The organism is Streptomyces sp. NPDC022910, from assembly GCF_055561075.1.
This window is the reverse complement of record NZ_JBVHHL010000001.1, coordinates 44,958-59,750: the sequence shown is the minus strand read 5'-3', so window position 1 is coordinate 59,750 and position 14,793 is coordinate 44,958. Positions and strand designations below refer to the sequence as shown.

The 14,793-nt window shown below is 71.5% G+C and carries 18 protein-coding genes; 9 read left to right on the top strand and 9 right to left on the bottom strand.

The window, feature by feature from the left end; all coding sequences use genetic code 11:
* Positions 1 to 4: 4 nt before the first annotated feature.
* Positions 5 to 1,174 carry a thiolase family protein gene (locus tag ACZ3TS_RS00305; protein WP_467611782.1) on the bottom strand — a complete coding sequence of 390 codons (1,170 nt, stop codon included), beginning with the start codon at positions 1,172 to 1,174 and terminating at the stop codon, positions 5 to 7.
* A gap of 114 nt (positions 1,175 to 1,288) precedes the next feature.
* Here ACZ3TS_RS00305 and ACZ3TS_RS00300 point away from each other — a divergent pair, with 114 nt between their 5' ends.
* Positions 1,289 to 1,759 (top strand): winged helix-turn-helix transcriptional regulator, encoded by a 471-nt coding sequence (locus ACZ3TS_RS00300; protein ID WP_467611779.1) that lies wholly within the window; start codon positions 1,289 to 1,291, stop codon positions 1,757 to 1,759.
* Positions 1,760 to 1,788: 29 nt separating this feature from the next.
* Here ACZ3TS_RS00300 and ACZ3TS_RS00295 read toward each other — a convergent pair whose 3' ends face one another.
* The 3 genes from ACZ3TS_RS00295 to ACZ3TS_RS00285 are packed head-to-tail and all read right to left on the bottom strand — an operon-like array spanning position 1,789 to position 4,726.
* Positions 1,789 to 2,511 carry a cupin domain-containing protein gene (locus ACZ3TS_RS00295; protein WP_467611776.1) on the bottom strand — a complete coding sequence of 241 codons (723 nt, stop codon included), beginning with the start codon at positions 2,509 to 2,511 and terminating at the stop codon, positions 1,789 to 1,791.
* A complete protein-coding gene (locus ACZ3TS_RS00290; RefSeq protein ID WP_467611773.1) occupies positions 2,505 to 3,434 on the bottom strand; it encodes a DUF6807 domain-containing protein in 930 nt (309 codons plus the stop codon). The genes ACZ3TS_RS00295 and ACZ3TS_RS00290 overlap by 7 nt, the downstream gene beginning before the upstream one ends.
* Positions 3,431 to 4,726 carry a Gfo/Idh/MocA family protein gene (locus ACZ3TS_RS00285; RefSeq protein ID WP_467611770.1) on the bottom strand — a complete coding sequence of 432 codons (1,296 nt, stop codon included), beginning with the start codon at positions 4,724 to 4,726 and terminating at the stop codon, positions 3,431 to 3,433. The genes ACZ3TS_RS00290 and ACZ3TS_RS00285 overlap by 4 nt, the downstream gene beginning before the upstream one ends.
* Positions 4,727 to 5,068: 342 nt before the next feature.
* Between ACZ3TS_RS00285 and ACZ3TS_RS00280 the strand changes: the two genes are divergently transcribed.
* Together ACZ3TS_RS00280 and ACZ3TS_RS00275 are read left to right on the top strand one after the other, a co-directional pair.
* Positions 5,069 to 5,944, top strand: coding sequence for an undecaprenyl-diphosphate phosphatase (locus ACZ3TS_RS00280; protein ID WP_467611767.1), 876 nt, complete (start codon positions 5,069 to 5,071; stop codon positions 5,942 to 5,944).
* 182 nt (positions 5,945 to 6,126) lie between these two features.
* Entirely contained in the window at positions 6,127 to 6,306 is a 180-nt protein-coding gene (locus ACZ3TS_RS00275; protein ID WP_467611764.1) for a hypothetical protein, read from the top strand.
* Here ACZ3TS_RS00275 and ACZ3TS_RS00270 read toward each other — a convergent pair.
* The gene (locus ACZ3TS_RS00270) at positions 6,228 to 6,554 is read right to left on the bottom strand and encodes a phosphotransferase-like protein (protein ID WP_467611761.1); all 327 of its coding nucleotides are present in this window, start codon (positions 6,552 to 6,554) and stop codon (positions 6,228 to 6,230) included. The genes ACZ3TS_RS00275 and ACZ3TS_RS00270 overlap by 79 nt on opposite strands.
* Positions 6,473 to 6,982 (bottom strand): SDR family NAD(P)-dependent oxidoreductase, encoded by a 510-nt coding sequence (locus ACZ3TS_RS00265; protein WP_467611758.1) that lies wholly within the window; start codon positions 6,980 to 6,982, stop codon positions 6,473 to 6,475. The genes ACZ3TS_RS00270 and ACZ3TS_RS00265 overlap by 82 nt, the downstream gene beginning before the upstream one ends.
* 280 nt (positions 6,983 to 7,262) lie before the next feature.
* Between ACZ3TS_RS00265 and ACZ3TS_RS00260 the strand changes: the two genes are divergently transcribed.
* From ACZ3TS_RS00260 to lnt, 3 genes are all read left to right on the top strand, one after another.
* Positions 7,263 to 7,928, top strand: a complete 666-nt coding sequence (locus ACZ3TS_RS00260) for a hypothetical protein (RefSeq protein ID WP_467611755.1) — start codon at positions 7,263 to 7,265, stop codon at positions 7,926 to 7,928.
* Positions 7,929 to 8,075: 147 nt separating this feature from the next.
* Positions 8,076 to 8,555: a nuclear transport factor 2 family protein gene (locus ACZ3TS_RS00255; RefSeq protein WP_467611752.1), complete on the top strand. Its 480-nt coding sequence runs from the start codon at positions 8,076 to 8,078 to the stop codon at positions 8,553 to 8,555.
* 109 nt (positions 8,556 to 8,664) lie between these two features.
* A complete protein-coding gene (gene lnt / locus ACZ3TS_RS00250; RefSeq protein WP_467611749.1) occupies positions 8,665 to 10,239 on the top strand; it encodes an apolipoprotein N-acyltransferase in 1,575 nt (524 codons plus the stop codon).
* Here the strand turns inward: lnt and ACZ3TS_RS00245 are convergent.
* Both ACZ3TS_RS00245 and ACZ3TS_RS00240 read right to left on the bottom strand, forming a co-directional pair.
* Complete coding sequence (locus tag ACZ3TS_RS00245; RefSeq protein WP_467611746.1) at positions 10,157 to 11,068, bottom strand: Gfo/Idh/MocA family protein; 912 nt, start codon at positions 11,066 to 11,068, stop codon at positions 10,157 to 10,159. The two genes, lnt and ACZ3TS_RS00245, sit on opposite strands and share 83 nt — an antisense overlap.
* 11 nt (positions 11,069 to 11,079) lie before the next feature.
* Complete coding sequence (locus ACZ3TS_RS00240; RefSeq protein WP_467611743.1) at positions 11,080 to 12,300, bottom strand: FAD-dependent monooxygenase; 1,221 nt, start codon at positions 12,298 to 12,300, stop codon at positions 11,080 to 11,082.
* Between the two features lie 106 nt (positions 12,301 to 12,406).
* On the opposite strand from ACZ3TS_RS00240, the gene ACZ3TS_RS00235 reads away from it, so the two are divergent.
* From ACZ3TS_RS00235 to ACZ3TS_RS00225, 3 genes are all read left to right on the top strand, one after another.
* On the top strand, positions 12,407 to 12,994 hold the full coding sequence (locus tag ACZ3TS_RS00235) for a TetR/AcrR family transcriptional regulator (protein WP_467611739.1): 588 nt from the start codon (positions 12,407 to 12,409) through the stop codon (positions 12,992 to 12,994).
* Between the two features lie 57 nt (positions 12,995 to 13,051).
* Complete coding sequence (locus tag ACZ3TS_RS00230) at positions 13,052 to 13,564, top strand: DinB family protein (RefSeq protein WP_467611736.1); 513 nt, start codon at positions 13,052 to 13,054, stop codon at positions 13,562 to 13,564.
* Positions 13,565 to 13,676: 112 nt separating this feature from the next.
* A complete protein-coding gene (locus ACZ3TS_RS00225) occupies positions 13,677 to 14,141 on the top strand; it encodes a hypothetical protein (RefSeq protein ID WP_467611733.1) in 465 nt (154 codons plus the stop codon).
* A 45-nt stretch (positions 14,142 to 14,186) separates the two neighbouring features.
* Here ACZ3TS_RS00225 and ACZ3TS_RS00220 read toward each other — a convergent pair whose 3' ends face one another.
* Complete coding sequence (locus ACZ3TS_RS00220; protein ID WP_467611730.1) at positions 14,187 to 14,765, bottom strand: hypothetical protein; 579 nt, start codon at positions 14,763 to 14,765, stop codon at positions 14,187 to 14,189.
* Positions 14,766 to 14,793 lie beyond the last annotated feature (28 nt).

The window sequence follows — 14,793 nt, the reverse complement described above, 5'->3', positions numbered from 1 at the left end:
GCGATCAGACCGCTTCCAGGATCATCGCGTTGGCGAGGCCGCCCGCCTCGCACATCGTCTGCAGGCCGTAGCGGGCTCCCCGTGCGCGGAGTGCGTGCACGAGGGTGGTCGTCAGACGCGTGCCGCTCGCGCCCAACGGGTGGCCGATGGCGATGGCCCCGCCGTGGACGTTGACCTTGGCGAGGTCGGCGCCGGTTTCCTGCTGCCAGGCCAGTACGACGCTGGAGAAAGCCTCGTTCACCTCGAAGAGGTCGATGTCGTCGAGGGCCAACCCCGCCTTGCGCAGGACCTTTTCGGTGGCGGGGACGACACCGGTGAGCATCAGCAGGGGGTCGGAGCCGGTCACGGCGAAGCTGTGCAGCCGGGCCAGCGGGCGCAGGCCGAGGCGGGCCGCGGTCTCGCTGGAGGTGATCAGCACGGCCGAGGCGCCGTCGTTGATGGGGCTCGCGTTGCCGGGGGTGACGTTCCACTCGATCTGCGGGAAGCGCTCGGCGAACCCGGGGTCGTAGTAGGCGGGCTTGAGCCCGGCGAGGACCTCGGGAGTGCTGGACGGCCGGATGCACTCGTCGCGCGTGAGGTCCTCCAAGGGGGCCGTCTCGGCGTCGAACAGGCCGGCGTCCCAGGCCGCTGCGGCCTTGCGGTGCGAGGAAACGGCGAAGGCGTCCATCTGCTCGCGGGTGATCGACCACTTGGCGGCGATCAGTTCGGCACTGACACCCTGCGGGACCAGACCGTCCGGGTAGCGATCGGCGACTCCGGGACCGAAGGGGTCCTTGCCGGCGGGCACGTTCGACCACATCGGCACACGGCTCATGGACTCCACTCCGCAGGCCACGACGATGTCGTACGCGCCCGAGAGCACACCCTGCGCGGCGAAGTGCACGGCCTGCTGGGAGGAGCCGCACTGACGGTCCACGGTGGTCGCGGGCACCGTCTCCGGGAAGCCCGCCGACAGGACGGCGTACCGGGTGGTGTTCATGGCCTGCTCGCCGACCTGGTCGACGGTGCCGCCGATGACGTCGTCGATGAGCGCCGGGTCGATGCCGGAGCGGTCGACGAGGGTGCGCAACGTGTGTGCGAGGAGCTCGACGGGGTGGACATGGGCGAGGGCGCCGTTCGGCTTGCCCTTGCCCACCGGGGTGCGTACCGCTTCGACGATCACGGCGTCGCGCATGCTGCGGGCCTCCTTCCCCGGCGGGTGCCGGTGTGGCGTTACTGGTGAGTAGGAAATCTGGATCCACCATAACGCCGAGAGTTGGAAAAGCAAACCCTCACCTAGACTGGGCCCATGGCCGCCCCCAAAGACCCGCGCCCCTGTTCGATCGCCGACACGCTGACCCTCGTCGGCGAGAAGTACTCCCTGCTCGTCCTGCGTGAGGTGTGCCTCGGCAACGGACGCTTCGACCAGCTCGTGCGCAACATCGGTGCCCCGCGCGACATCCTGGCCGCGCGGCTGAAGCGTCTGGTGGACGCGGGAATCCTGACGAAGAAGATGTACAGCGAGCGACCGCAGCGGTTCGAGTACCGGCCCACGACAGCGGGCCTGGAGCTGGAGTCGGTCCTGATGACCCTCATGGCCTGGGGCGACCGTCACCTCCGGAAGGACGACGGTCGCCCCATGGTGATCGAACACAGCTGCGGCAACGAGCTCGTCCCGGTCGTCACCTGCTCCGTCTGCCGCGAGGAAGTCCGCCACGGGGACCTGACACCGCACCCCCAGGCACCGGGCTGGACGGTGTCCGGACCGGCCGCCGCATAGGTCTTCCTGCTCCGTCCCCCTGAGCCTGCCTACGCCGTTCCCTTGTACACGTTCAGCCGCCCGCACATCCCGAACTTCCCGTACACGGAAGGCTGCTCGGCCTGTACGACCGCGTCGGCGAGGTAGAAGACGTCACCGCGCTCCAGGCGGCCGAGCTGCTCGCCCGTGGCCGCGGCAGCGGTCCGGGCCCCGCGCCGCCACCGCTCGCGCCACTCGGCCAGGCGCGGCCCCACGAGCGCGGCGGCGGCCCGATGGAAGGCGGCCAGCGCCTCCGGTCCCCCTGCGTCGCGCAGTGCCCAGTAGCCCTCCAGGGCCAGATCGCGGCGGGCCCGGGCGATCCGCTCCTGCTCCTCCTCGGGCGCGTCGGCCGGGATCGCGGTCGCGGCGGCATACGTCTGCGGATCGGTCAGGTACTCGGGAGGCAGGGTGAGGACGGCGTCGCCCGCCTCCGGCAACCCGCTGTTCTGCATGAGGACGGTGATGCGCAGGTCGTCCTCGTTGACCAGCCGGTGGACGGTGCCGGGCATGAACCAGGCGACCGTGCCGGGCACGAGGGGCGTGACCTCGTACCCGGAAGTCGTCAGTGTCTGCACCGTGCCGCGCCCGCCGGTGACGACATACGCCTCCGAGCAGGCCAGATGCAGATGGGGAGTCCCACCGCACACACCGTCGGCCGCGGGCCAGTCGTAGACGGACAGGTGCGAGACGGCTACGGCGCCCGGCAGCCCGGTGAACTCCCCGGCGCTCACCACGGGTGCTCCTCGAGGTACTTGGCGACCTCCTCACGCTCCCACGCCCCGTCCGCCACCACAACCCGGTAGCGGCGTCGGAGCGTCTCACCCGGGGCCAGCTCCAGCTTGTCGTAGAAGGCCCAGGACGGGGCGACGGCCGCGAAGGGCTCATTGCGGACGAACCAGTGGGCGGGGTGCGTGCCTCGCTCGCCCAGGTGATCGTTCTCCGGGGCGTGCGCGAAGACGAGGGTGGCGTGCCCGTCGGTCCCGTCGTGCTCCCCCGAGTACGCGAGCCAGGGCGCCTGCCGCCCCATCAGCCCGGGCCCCTCGGAGTCGGGCCCGATGACCCGTCCGCCCCGGAAGGCGCGCGGTCCGCGCCAGAACAGTCCCGTGTAGCCGGCCATCTCCCGTCCGGCCGTGGTCGGGCTGCCGAACAGCAGCGGCTCGTCACGGCGGTTGGTGATCGCGGAGGTCCAGGTCAGCGCCCAGGACCGCGAGGCGAGGTCGACATCGTGCACCTCGATGCGGCGCTCCTCGTCGGCCCACACCTCGCCGGTGTACGGATGCCAGGTGAGCCGCTCGGCGACGACCGCCCGGCCGCCGACCGCGTCGACCTCGTCGAAGGCGACGTGCGCCATCGAGCCGACGCGCGCCGGCAGTGCGAGATATCCCTCGCCGTGCACATAGGTGTTGCCGCCCCACAGGTTCTGCCCGGACAGGTGCGAGGCGGTCAGCTGCAGGCCCTTGTGCCAGCGGTGGTCGCTCGGCCGGTAGTCGGTGACGACGTCACCGGCGAGCGTCCGGACCGGGTGCAGATACGGCTTGGGGGCTTCCCAGGCCGCCTCGGGGCCGTACATGTAACTGAACAGTTCGACGCCGGTGGCCGGTTCGGTGAGCGTGATGCGATCGCCGTGCGCGTGCACGATGCGCAAGGTCCCGGTCATGCGGACAGCTCCTCGCTCGGCGCCGCGGCGGACGCCTCGGTCACCACGGGCGCCCAGCCGGGCGCGCCTCCGTGCAGGGCCGTGTAGTACGGGTCGCCGGGGCCGATGTCCCCGGAGCGGACGGTCGTGTCGGTGAACGCGGACTTGTACAGCGCGGTGATCAGTTCCAGGCTGGTGCGCCCGTCCGGGCCGCTGCTGCGCGGCCGCCGGCCGGCACGCATGCTCGCGACCAGCTCGCGCAACTGCTCCCGGTGCGAGCTCGGCACGTCCGCACCGAAGTCGCGCCAGGCCACGACCTCCTCCTCGGGTGCGTCGGGAGCGGGCGTGATGCGCCAGTTGTCGTTGCTGTGGCCGTACAGATGCGTCAGTTCCACGGTGGCGCGCTCGCAGTCGATGCGGATACGACTGACCTCGTCGGGGCTGAGCACGCTGTTCACGATCGTGGCGAGCGCACCGTTCTCGAACCGCACGAGCGCCGTCGAGACGTCCTCCGTCTCCACATCGTGCACCAGGCGCCCGGCCATCGCCCGCACCTCGCTCCACGGTCCGAGCAGGTCGAGCAGGAGGTCCATCTGGTGGATGCCGTGCCCCATGGCGGGACCGCCGCCCTCGGTCCGCCAGCGGCCGCGCCAGGGCACGGCGTAGTAGGCAGCGCTGCGGTACCAGGTGGTCTGGCAGTGCGCCACCAGCGGGCGGCCCATGGCCCGCTCGGCGAGCAGCCGCCTGACGTGCCGGGCACCGGAGCCGAAGCGGTGCTGAAAGACGATCGCCGCGTACGGGCCGCCGTCGGTGCCCTCCTCCGCCTCGACGGCGTCGAAGTCGGCCAGCGTCGGCACCGGCGGCTTCTCGCACCACACCCAGGCTCCGGCCCGAAGTGCGGCGACGGTCTGCTCCCGGTGCAGGGTGGGCGGCGTGCAGATGCTGACCAGGTCGGGCCGCTGTTCCTCGAGCATGCGGTCGAGGTCGGTGTACGGGTGGGGGATGCCGCCCTCCACGCACAGCCGCTTGACCGCGTCGGCGTCGATGTCGACGGCGGCGACGATCTCGATCTCGCCCTCCTCGGCGAGCCGGGCGAGCGCGGGCAGGTGGGAGTCACGGGCAATGGCGCCCGTGCCGATGAGGGCGGCCCTGACGCGACGGCCGGCGAATCGGGATGCCCGGCGGTCCGAACGCGGGTTCGACTTCCGGTCCGGATGCACGGTCGGGTCCGCAGCTCCCCTCGGGCTCTGAGCCAAGGCGGTATCGGGGCTGGTGGCGTTGTCGGCTACGGACGCGTTGCGGTCTGTGGGCATGAACGTGATCAGCGCTCCATCGGACGTGACGTCAGACGTTGGCCAACGCGTGGTGACTCCGGAGGACCCGGCGGCAGCAAGCGCTTTCCCTCCATGGCAAAGTAAGCGGCGCTCGAGGGGCCGGTCAACACCACGGACGTGACCGTTCCCCATGTGGACCTGGACTCGGGCACGGGCGGCGCCTACGGGGCACCCCAAGCGTTGGTAAAGCCCCGGTGACGGCACCGTCATCCCGGGGCGCTACGCTGCCGCCGACACACTTGATCGCCGGCTGCGCCACATCAGCCGCGGCCGGTGTGCGTGTCACCCTTTCCACGATCAGCGCTTGGACCCCATCACTTCATGTCTTGGCTTGAATCCCTCATCCTCGGACTCGTCCAGGGGCTGACCGAGTTCCTCCCCGTCTCCTCCAGCGCCCACCTGCGGCTGACCGCGGCCTTCGCGGGCTGGGAGGACCCGGGGGCGGCCTTCACGGCGATCACCCAGATCGGCACGGAGTCCGCGGTGCTGATCTATTTCCGCAAGGACATCGCGAACATCGTCTCGGCGTGGTTCCGCTCTCTGTTCGACAAGAGGATGCGGCAGGACCACGACGCACAGATGGGCTGGCTGGTGATCATCGGCTCGATACCCATCGGCGTGCTCGGTGTGACCCTGAAGGACCAGATCGAGGGGCCGTTCCGCGATCTGCGGGTCACGGCGACCATGCTGATCGTCGTCGGCGTGATCATCGGTGTCGCCGACCGGCTCGCGGCGCGCGACGAGACGGGTGGCCGGCACCGCGCGCCGAAGCAGCGCAAGACGCTCCAGGACCTGAACACCAAGGACGGCCTGGTCTACGGCGTCTGCCAGGCGATGGCCCTCATCCCCGGCGTCTCGCGCTCCGGGGCCACGATCAGCGGCGGTCTGTTCCTCGGCTACAGGCGCGAGGCGGCAGCCCGCTACTCCTTCCTGCTCGCCGTTCCGGCCGTGCTCGCCTCGGGGGCGTTCGAACTCAAGGACGCCGCGGAGACGGGACATGTCAGCTGGGGGCCCACCTTGTTCGCGACGGTGATCGCGTTCGTGTCGGGCTACGCGGTCATCGCCTGGTTCATGAAGTTCATCTCGAACAAGAGCTTCATGCCGTTCGTCTGGTACCGCATCGCGCTCGGCATCGCCATCATCGCGCTGGTCGCGACGGGTGCGCTCAGCCCGCACGCGGCCGAGTCCGCGGGCTGACGCCGCGCGTCGGAATGGCCCGGGGCCCCAGGGATCGGGCTCGGCGGCGACCCGGCCACCGCACCGGAGTCGGCGGCGTAAGTCTCCAACTCCCGTCCGTGGCAGGGACCGTGACCAACCGCATACCGTGCGCGTAGCCGCGCGGTAGCGCGCTGTCAGTCCTTGCCCCTAGGCTTGTCCGCATGCCCCCCGAGTCCATGAGCCCTGGTTCCGCACGGTCTGCCGCCGATTTGAACGAGCGGATCCGCGCGCTGTGGCTGCGTGCGGGCGGTTCCCTGTCGGCTCAGGAGCGTGCGGAGTACGAGCTGTTGGTCGCGGAGTGGGCGGCGGCGATACGCGGCGAGGTCATCGAGGCGGCCTGAACACGTGTTGACGCGCCCGGAGCCACCGCCACCGGAAGGTGGCCGACCGCGGGCGCCCCGGCCAGTAACTCCTCCATGCGGCGGGCCCGCTGACCCGGATCCTCACCGCTGGTGTCCACCTCCAGGACACACAACCCCTGGGCGTGCACCACATCCGGTTGCCGTGTCACCGGCCCCAAGGGGCGATCCCCTTGAGCCCGTTCGCGCCGCTCCAGGTCCTCCGGCGGACAGTCCTCCCCACCACGCACGCATGGATCTCGGTGTCGATCACCCCGGGGCCACCGTGTCGCCGCGGATGCCGTCCGGGGGCACGGCGTGAACTCAGCGGCGTCCCCGAGAGGTTGACCTCCACGACCCGGCGCAGATCGTCGGTGTCCGTGCCCACGAGCCGGCCCGGCCGGCCCGTCACCCCGGCGTTGTTCACCAGGCCCGTCACCGGTCCCAGCTCCCCGGAGGCCACCTCGAAGAGCGGCTCGACGTCAGTCTGGTCAGAGGCGTCCGGCCACACGGTGACGCACCGCGCGCCTGCGGACCGCCGGCGGACGCGGTCCGCCGCAGCCGCCTCGTCCCCTACGTCCGCGAGCGCCACGTAGTGCCTCTCGACCTCGAGCCGGACGCACGTCGCAGCACCGATCCGCCCGGCTGCCGCCCGTACCACGGTGACGGCACGCGTCATGGGCGTCTCCCTCTGCCGAGCGCACGTGAAGTGGATCACTCCACGATCCACGAGCGGGCAACGGCGGCGCATTGCGGCCGAATTCGTTCCCGTCACGCTTTCTGACAGGACGACAGGCACGTCAGATGTGCGGCGACACGCCGTCGGCACCGCGTTTGCACCCGACCGGTCCTGCGGCATCACCCATCGGACATATCCGACAGGCAAGTAAAAGTGGCTATCAGTACGTTCATCGCAGATCGGCTGCCCGGCCGGCGTCTCTGCGACAGAAAGAACTGACATGTCCACGCGCACCATCGCCGTGAGCGCCGCCGCAATGGGCGCGGCGGTCCTTGTCACCACCGGCATGACCTACGCGTCCGCCACCGAATCCACCCATGCCGCCGCGTCCGTCAAGCGGGCGGCTCCGGCCGCTCACAAAGCAGCTCCGCCCGCTCACAAGGCGGCCCCGCCTCTCCAGAGGGTCGCTGTCCCCGCGACCGCTCCCCGCGGTGACGACAACCAGCGCGGAAAGCAGAACGCGGACCATGGAGACCACGGCGACTACGGCGACTACGGCGACTACGGCGACCACGGCGACCACGGCGACCACGGCGACCACGGCGACAAGCGGGTGGGAAGGATCTACTTCAACGAGCGATCCTTCCCGGCCCTGGCGGACGGCTGCATGGTCGCCGCCAGCGGGCTGGGCTCCAACAGCTTCAGCATCGACAACGACAGCAACAAAGTCGTCGAGGTCTATCGCGGATTCAACTGCAACAACGGCGCCCCGGTCGCCACCGTCGGCCCCTACGGCAGCACCTTCGGCGTCGCGACCAGCAACGACTACGGAGGCGCGTTCTCCGACGGTGGCTTCCCCGGGGGAGGGTCCTTCGGAGGAGGGTTCTTCGACGACGCCGTGGTGGGCAGCATCCGAGTGATCAGCCGCCACCACGACGACTGGTGACGGCACGCTCCCGGAACCGTCCGGAACGCCGGCCCGCCGGAATCGGGCCGACGTTTCCGGTATCGCGGACAGAGCACGAAGCGGACAGAGCACGAAACTGCCCGCACACCCCTTGGCTCCGCGTCCTCCGTCCCCAAAACTGAGCCGATGACCCAGCGTGTGCAGCTCGCCACCATGATGGACCGGCTGGCAGTCGACGGCCTCGTCACCGAGTACGCAGTGGCCGTGGACGACGGTGACTGGGAAACGTACCGAGGGCTGTTCACCGTGGACGGGCGCGCCGACTACCGTTCGGCCGGCGGCGTCGAGGGCGACGCCGAGCAGGTCGCCGACTGGCTGGCGGGGAGCATGCGGCTGTTCGCCATGCGCCAGCACCTGATCGTGAACCGGCGGGTGCGGTTCGGCGTGCTGGACCAGGACGTCGGGGACACCGCCCGGGTCCAGGCGGACTACGTCAATCCCATGCGGTTCGCCGGACAGGACGGCGGCCCGTCCGAGCCCGACTTCGTCTGCGGTGGCCGGTACGCGTTCGCGTTCCTGCGCACCGACGAGGGCTGGCGGCTGCGAGAAGTTGTCGTCCAGGAGAAATGGCGCCGCACACCGCACCCGCACCCGCACCCGCACTAGGAGGACGCCGGTATCTGAGCGAGCCCCTCCCCGCACGCCTCCACGCCCCCTGTCGTAGATCTTCCGCGGCGCGCACACTGGAGACGTGCACCAGGGAGGGAGGCGCCGAATGACGATCTCCAGCGACTGGCTCGCCTCCCGCTGGAGGCGCGGCACCGCTGCCGCACTTGCGGGTTCGCTGCCGGTGCTCGCCTTCCCGGCGCCGTCCTGGTGGTGGTTCGCGTACGTCTCCCTGGTCCCGTGGATTCTTCTCGCCCGCTCCGCGCCGACCGGCAGACGGGCCCTCTATGACGGCTGGCTCGGCGGCTTCGGCTTCATGGTGGCCGTGCACCACTGGCTGATCCCGAGCCTGAACGTGTTCACGTTCGTCATAGCCGCGCTGCTCGGCGCTCTGTGGGCGCCCTGGGGGTGGCTGGTGCGGCGTTTCCTGGGCGGGATGCCCAGGCCGAGACGGGTGGGCGCCGCCCTCGTCGTGCTGCCGTCCGGCTGGCTGATGGTCGAGCTCGTGCGCTCCTGGCAGGGGCTCGGCGGCCCCTGGGGGCTGCTCGGGTCGAGCCAGTGGCAGGTGGCACCCGCGCTGCGGCTCGCCTCGATCGGCGGGGTGTGGCTGCTGAGCTTCCTGGTGGTGGGCGTCAACGTCGCCGTCGCCGTACTCGTCTCGGTGCGCGAGTCTCGCGTTCCGGCCGTGGCCGGGCTCGTCGCCACGGCGGCCGCGACGTCGGCCGCCTGGGTCTGGTCGCCGCGACCGGACCTCGACGGACGGGTACGGATCGCCGTCGTCCAGCCCGGGATCGTCGACGGCACGGGCAGCGGCATGAAGCGGTTCGACCGCGAGGAACGGCTGACCCGTGAGCTCGCCGGGCAGCACGTGGACCTGGTGGTCTGGGGCGAGAGCAGTGTCGGATTCGACCTCGCGCAGCGGCCCGATCTGGCCGATCGGATCGCGCAGCTGTCCCGGCTGGTGAAGGCCGACATCCTCGTCAACGTCGACGCCCGCCGCGCCGACCACCCCGGCATATACAAGAGTTCCGTCCTCGTCGGTCCGGACGGCCCGACCGGCGACCGCTACGACAAGATGCGGCTCGTCCCCTTCGGCGAGTACATACCGGCGCGGTCCGTGCTCGGCTGGGCCACCTCCGTCGGCAAGGCGGCCGCCGAGGACCGCAGGCGCGGCGCCGAGCAGGTGGTCATGAACGTCGGGCACGGGCTGCGCGTAGGGCCGATGGTCTGCTTCGAGTCCGCGTTCCCGGACATGAGCCGCCATCTCGCGGAGGACGGCGCTGAAGTGCTGCTCGCCCAGTCCGCCACGTCCACGTTCCAGCACAGCTGGGCGCCGGAGCAGCACGCCTCGCTGGCCGCGCTGCGCGCCGCGGAGACGGGCCGCCCGATGGTGCACGCCACGCTGACCGGGGTCTCCGCCGTCTACGGCCCGAGCGGCGAGCCCGTCGGCTCCTGGCTCGGCACCGACCGGAGCGCGTCAGCGGTGTACGACGTCCCGCTCGCGCACGGCGTCACCCCGTACGTGCGCTTCGGCGACTGGCCCGTGCACGGGGCCCTGCTGGTCCTGGCCGGGCTGTGCGCGGCGGAGGGCCTCCGGGCGCTCAGAGTGCGACGGGGGGCTCCTGCACCGCAGCCACCACCCGCTCACACAGTTCGTGAGTCGCCAGTGCGTCACGGGCACTGAGGAACTTGCCCGCGCGGACGGCGTCGAGGAAGGCCAGCGCGGCCTGCTCGATGCCGCGCTGCCGGGCCACCGGCACCCAGTCCCCGCGCCGCCGCACGGTCGGCTGGCCCTTGTGGTCGACGATCTCGGCGAGGTTGAACACCTGTCGCTTGGTGTCCTGTCCGGAGACCTCCAGGATCTCCTCGGCCGACCCGCTCAGCCGGTTCATCACGCCGAGCGCGGTGAATCCGTCCCCGGACAGCTGGAGCACCACATGGTGCAGCAGCCCGTTCTCGACCCGGGCCCGTACCGTCACGTCGTCGACCGGACCCGGCACCAGGAACCGCAGGGTGTCGACGACGTGGATGAAGTCGTCGAGGATCATCGTGCGCGGTTCCTCGGGCAGTCCGACGCGGTTCTTCTGCATCAGGATCAGCTCGCGCGGATGGTCGGCGCACTGCACGTACCCGGGTGCGTAGCGCCGGTTGAAGCCGACCGCCAGCGTGACGTTCCGCTCCTCCGCGAGCCGCACCAGCCGTTCGGAGTCGGCGAGTTCGTAGGCGAGGGGCTTGTCGACGTACGTCGGTACGCCCGCCTCGAGCAGCCGGGCGACGATCTCGGCGTGGGCGCCGGTCGGCGCGTGCACGAACGCCGCGTCGAGGTCCTGGGCGAGCAGCGCGTCCAGACCGACGTGCCGCTGCTCCCGCGGAAGATGCAGGCTGTCGGCGATGCGGTGCAGCGTCGCGGGGGTCCGGGTCTGGAGATGCAGTTCGAGCCCCGGCTGCAGCGCGAGCACCGGCAGATAGGCCTTCTGCGCGATGTCGCCGAGTCCGATGCAGCCGACCTTCACGGGGACGTCTCCTAGGGATTGTCGACGGGTGCCTCGTCGGAAGCATACGGCCTCCCCCACTCCCGGATTCGCTCGAACGGAGGGTCCTCCACCGGGGGCCGCCAGCCGGCGATGTCGTCGAAGTCGCGCAGCAGCAGTGTGGGGGCCGCCTTCGACAGCGCGGCGATCGCGGCGTTGCGGACGGCGATCCCGACCGGGCTGCTCATCATGTTGAGGCGGGCGACCCTCACTGCCTGGCGGGTGATCGCCGTCGTACGGGGCAGCCGGGCCGCCGTGTAGGCGGCCGGGTCGTCGACATGGTGGGCGAGCACGATCGCGTCCTCGATGGCCTGGTTGCCACCCTGGCCGAGCGTCGGCGGCATGGCGTGCGCGGCGTCGCCGAGCAGGGCGACCCGGCCGCGGTGGAAGGCGGGCAGCGGCTCGGCGATGTGATGGACGTCGTGGCGCAGGACGTCCTCGGGGCGGGCGGCGGCGAGGACGGCGGGAATCGGGTCGTGCCAGTCGCCGAAGCGCCGTATCAGTTCGGCCTTCTCGTCGTCCGGCGCGCATCGCCCGGCGGGCACGACGGCCGCGGCGTACGCGTAGACCCGGCCGTCCTTGAGTGGATGCGTGCCCCAGATACAGCCACGGCTCCACGTCTCGTGGGAGGCGAACTCCACGCCGGGCAGCGGGATCACGACCCGCCAGGTGGTGAATCCGGAGTAGACGGGTCCTGGGTGGTCGGGAAACAGCGTCCGGCGTACGCCGGAGCCAACGCCGTCGGCGGCCACGACCAGGTCGGCCTCCAACTCACCGCCCGAGGTGGTCACGCGGGCCGGGCGTTCGGCGTCGCCCGGGTCGGCGAGCCTCGCGGCGGCGGTCGTACGGATCGCACCCGACGGGATGCGGGCGGCCAGGCTGTTGATGAGGGTGGCCCGGTGCAGCAGGACGAGCGGGCCCCCGAAGCGCGCGGCCGCGGCGGCGGCGCTGGTGCGGGAGAGCCAGCGCCCGCGCGGGATGCGCAGCCCCCCGTCGCCCTGCCATGCGGCCAGGTCACGGATCTCGTCGCCGATGCCGATCGCGTCCAGAGCGCGCAGGGCGTTCGGGGAGAGCGCGATCGCCGCGCCGACCGGCTCGAGGGAGCGGGCCCGCTCGAGCACGGTGACCCGCAGCCCGCGCTGGTGGAGCGCCACGGCCGCGGTGAGGCCTCCGATGCCGCCGCCGATGACGACGGCGCGCGACGACTGTGCCATGGCTCCTCCTGAGAGCGTCGGCGATCAACCCAGCAACCACTACATATGTAGTGACGCGATGAGCCGACGGTACTACGGATGTAGTCGCACGGGTAGGTTGACCTTCATGTCCGCACGCACCACGGGCGCCCCGCGCGCCGATCTCGTCGCCGACACCGCGCTCGCCCTGCTCGCCGAGCGCGGTATGCGCGGGCTGACGCACCGGGCGGTAGACGAGGCGGCGGGGCTGCCCCAGGGCTCGACCTCGAACCTCGCGCGGAGCCGCCTGGCGCTCCTGGAGCTCGCGGTACGACGCCTCGCCGACCGGGAGGCACGGGTGCTCGCGGTGCACGAGATGCCCGGCCCCGGGAGCGGACTCGGCCACCTGGTGGACGGCCTGGCCCTGGCCACCCACCGCTCCCTGACCCGCAACCGCGCGCTGACCCTCGCCCGCTACGAGCTGGCCCTGGAGGCCACGCGTCGGCCCGAACTGCGGCGGCACTTCGACGCGGCGGGCGCCCGTTTCCGGGACCAGCTCACCGCCCTCGTCACGGCCATGGGTTCGACGGAGCCCGCGCGCCACGCGCTGTCACTGGTGGCCTGGCTGGACGGGCTGATGTTCTCGTGCGTGGCCGGGTCCTTCACCGCGGGCGTGCCCACCCTGGACGACGTGCGCACCGGCCTGCGCGAACTGCTCGACGGCATGCTCCGCTGACGGGCCGCCGCGGAAAATGTCTGGAGGCGGTGTGGGCGGCTGGGACAGGATGCCGGCATGACCCTTGAGCGCCGTGAACCCGCCCAGAACGCCGACGAACGCACCATGCTGGAAGGCTGGCTCGACTACCACCGCCGCACACTCGCCTGGAAGTGCGAGGGTCTTACCGACGCCCAGCTCAGGACGGCCTCGGCGGCACCGTCCGAGCTCTCCCTGATGGGGCTCGTACGGCACATGGCGGAGGTGGAGCGCGGCTGGTTCCGCAAGGTCCTCCAAGGTGACGACCCGGGGCCGATCTACTTCAGCGACGAGGACCGGGACGGCGAGTTCCACCTGACCGAGGCCGACACCTGGGCAGAGGCCTACGCCACCTGGCAGGCCGAGATCAAGACCGCCCGGCGCCACGCGGCCGGCTTCGGCCTGGACGACCTCTCCAAAGGCCGGAGCAGGTTCACCGAAGAGCCCTTCAGCCTGCGCTGGATCTACACGCACATGATCGAGGAGTACGCGCGCCACAACGGCCACGCCGACCTGATCCGCGAACGGATCGACGGGGCCACCGGGGACTGACGTCACCCAGGGCGGGTCCGCGCCCCCCCGGACGGGGCCGGAGATCACCCGTGCGGGGCATCCTGCGCCTGTCCGCTCCCCAAAGTGGTCCCGACCCAGCAGAGTTGCCCGGGTGCATCGAACGACGACGACCGCAGCGCTCCTGGTCACCGTGGCCGTCTCGGCCCTCACCGGGTGTGTGACCGTCCAGCGACCGCCCGTTTCCGGCCCGCCGCCCGCACCCTCGCTTCCGTCGGCTCCGCGCCCCGACGGGAGCGCGGAGCCCCACGACGTCCAGGCTCCGGCACGGGAGGCGCTGGAGATGGTCCGCCCCTCCGCCCGTTCCTCGCCGTCCATCGTGCCCCCGGGCCGCGCGCCCCGGCCGGACCCCGGCGCGGCGTTGTCGGCCGTCCCGCACCGCCCGCCCGCGGGCCGGCACCCGAAGCGGACCCGTCCCGGCGCGCGCGTGGAGGTACCGCCGGCCGTCTCCGAGGTGTTCCCGAAAAACGCGGACGTGTGCGCGCTCGGCCGCAGGTACGGAGGATGGAAGCCGGGCAGCCCCGAGGCGGACATCTGCGGAAGCACCTACGGGCGATGAGCCCCGGAGCTCCCGTTGCCCGGCCTGACCCGACAGCCTTCCCCCTCAGGGACGCTGTCTCTGGGGGCCCAGCGTCTCCCCGCCCGGGCCGTCCAGGGGGCCGGGCTCCGGTGTGCCGCCCCACGGCCACTCCTCCGCGAGCCGCCGCTCCAGACGTGAGATCCCGGCCCTGATGCCGTCGCCGTAACCGTCCTCGCCGAGGGCGCCGACCGCGCCACGGGCCCGGCCCAGATGGACACGGGCCGCCTCGGAGCGGCCGAGCTTCACGTAGTCGGAGGCCAGGTTCAGATGGAGCGACGGGTAGAACGCGCGTACCGCGAGCGCCCCCGCGTGGCCGGCGAGGCGCTCGTCGGTGAGTTCCTCGGCGGCCGACAGCGCTCTCAGGTCCCAGGCGAGCTCGTCCGAAGGGTCGTCCTGCGTGTCCGCCATGTAGTGCGCCAGTGTGCAGCGATGCAGCGGGTCGCCGTCCTCGCCGATCTCGGCCCACAGACGCAGAAAGCGGTCCCGGGCCTCCTCGCGGTCGCCGCCGTGGTGCAGCATGACGACCTGTCCGATCCGGGTCATGACGGCGTCCGGCGCCGCCTGCTCGTGTCGCTTCGCCACCGCGTCCTCCGCGCTCGTCATGCTCCCCCATCCACGACGCTAACCGCCG

Coding starts and splice junctions, on each gene's coding strand:
- ACZ3TS_RS00305 (WP_467611782.1), bottom strand. CDS start 1,174: ATGCGCGACGCCGTGATCGTCGAAGCGGTACGCACCCCGGTGGGCAAG.
- ACZ3TS_RS00300 (WP_467611779.1), top strand. CDS start 1,289: ATGGCCGCCCCCAAAGACCCGCGCCCCTGTTCGATCGCCGACACGCTG.
- ACZ3TS_RS00290 (WP_467611773.1), bottom strand. CDS start 3,434: ATGACCGGGACCTTGCGCATCGTGCACGCGCACGGCGATCGCATCACG.
- ACZ3TS_RS00285 (WP_467611770.1), bottom strand. CDS start 4,726: ATGCCCACAGACCGCAACGCGTCCGTAGCCGACAACGCCACCAGCCCC.
- ACZ3TS_RS00280 (WP_467611767.1), top strand. CDS start 5,069: ATGTCTTGGCTTGAATCCCTCATCCTCGGACTCGTCCAGGGGCTGACC.
- ACZ3TS_RS00275 (WP_467611764.1), top strand. CDS start 6,127: ATGCCCCCCGAGTCCATGAGCCCTGGTTCCGCACGGTCTGCCGCCGAT.
- ACZ3TS_RS00265 (WP_467611758.1), bottom strand. CDS start 6,982: ATGACGCGTGCCGTCACCGTGGTACGGGCGGCAGCCGGGCGGATCGGT.
- ACZ3TS_RS00260 (WP_467611755.1), top strand. CDS start 7,263: ATGTCCACGCGCACCATCGCCGTGAGCGCCGCCGCAATGGGCGCGGCG.
- ACZ3TS_RS00255 (WP_467611752.1), top strand. CDS start 8,076: ATGACCCAGCGTGTGCAGCTCGCCACCATGATGGACCGGCTGGCAGTC.
- lnt (WP_467611749.1), top strand. CDS start 8,665: ATGACGATCTCCAGCGACTGGCTCGCCTCCCGCTGGAGGCGCGGCACC.
- ACZ3TS_RS00240 (WP_467611743.1), bottom strand. CDS start 12,300: ATGGCACAGTCGTCGCGCGCCGTCGTCATCGGCGGCGGCATCGGAGGC.
- ACZ3TS_RS00235 (WP_467611739.1), top strand. CDS start 12,407: ATGTCCGCACGCACCACGGGCGCCCCGCGCGCCGATCTCGTCGCCGAC.
- ACZ3TS_RS00230 (WP_467611736.1), top strand. CDS start 13,052: ATGACCCTTGAGCGCCGTGAACCCGCCCAGAACGCCGACGAACGCACC.
- ACZ3TS_RS00220 (WP_467611730.1), bottom strand. CDS start 14,765: ATGACGAGCGCGGAGGACGCGGTGGCGAAGCGACACGAGCAGGCGGCG.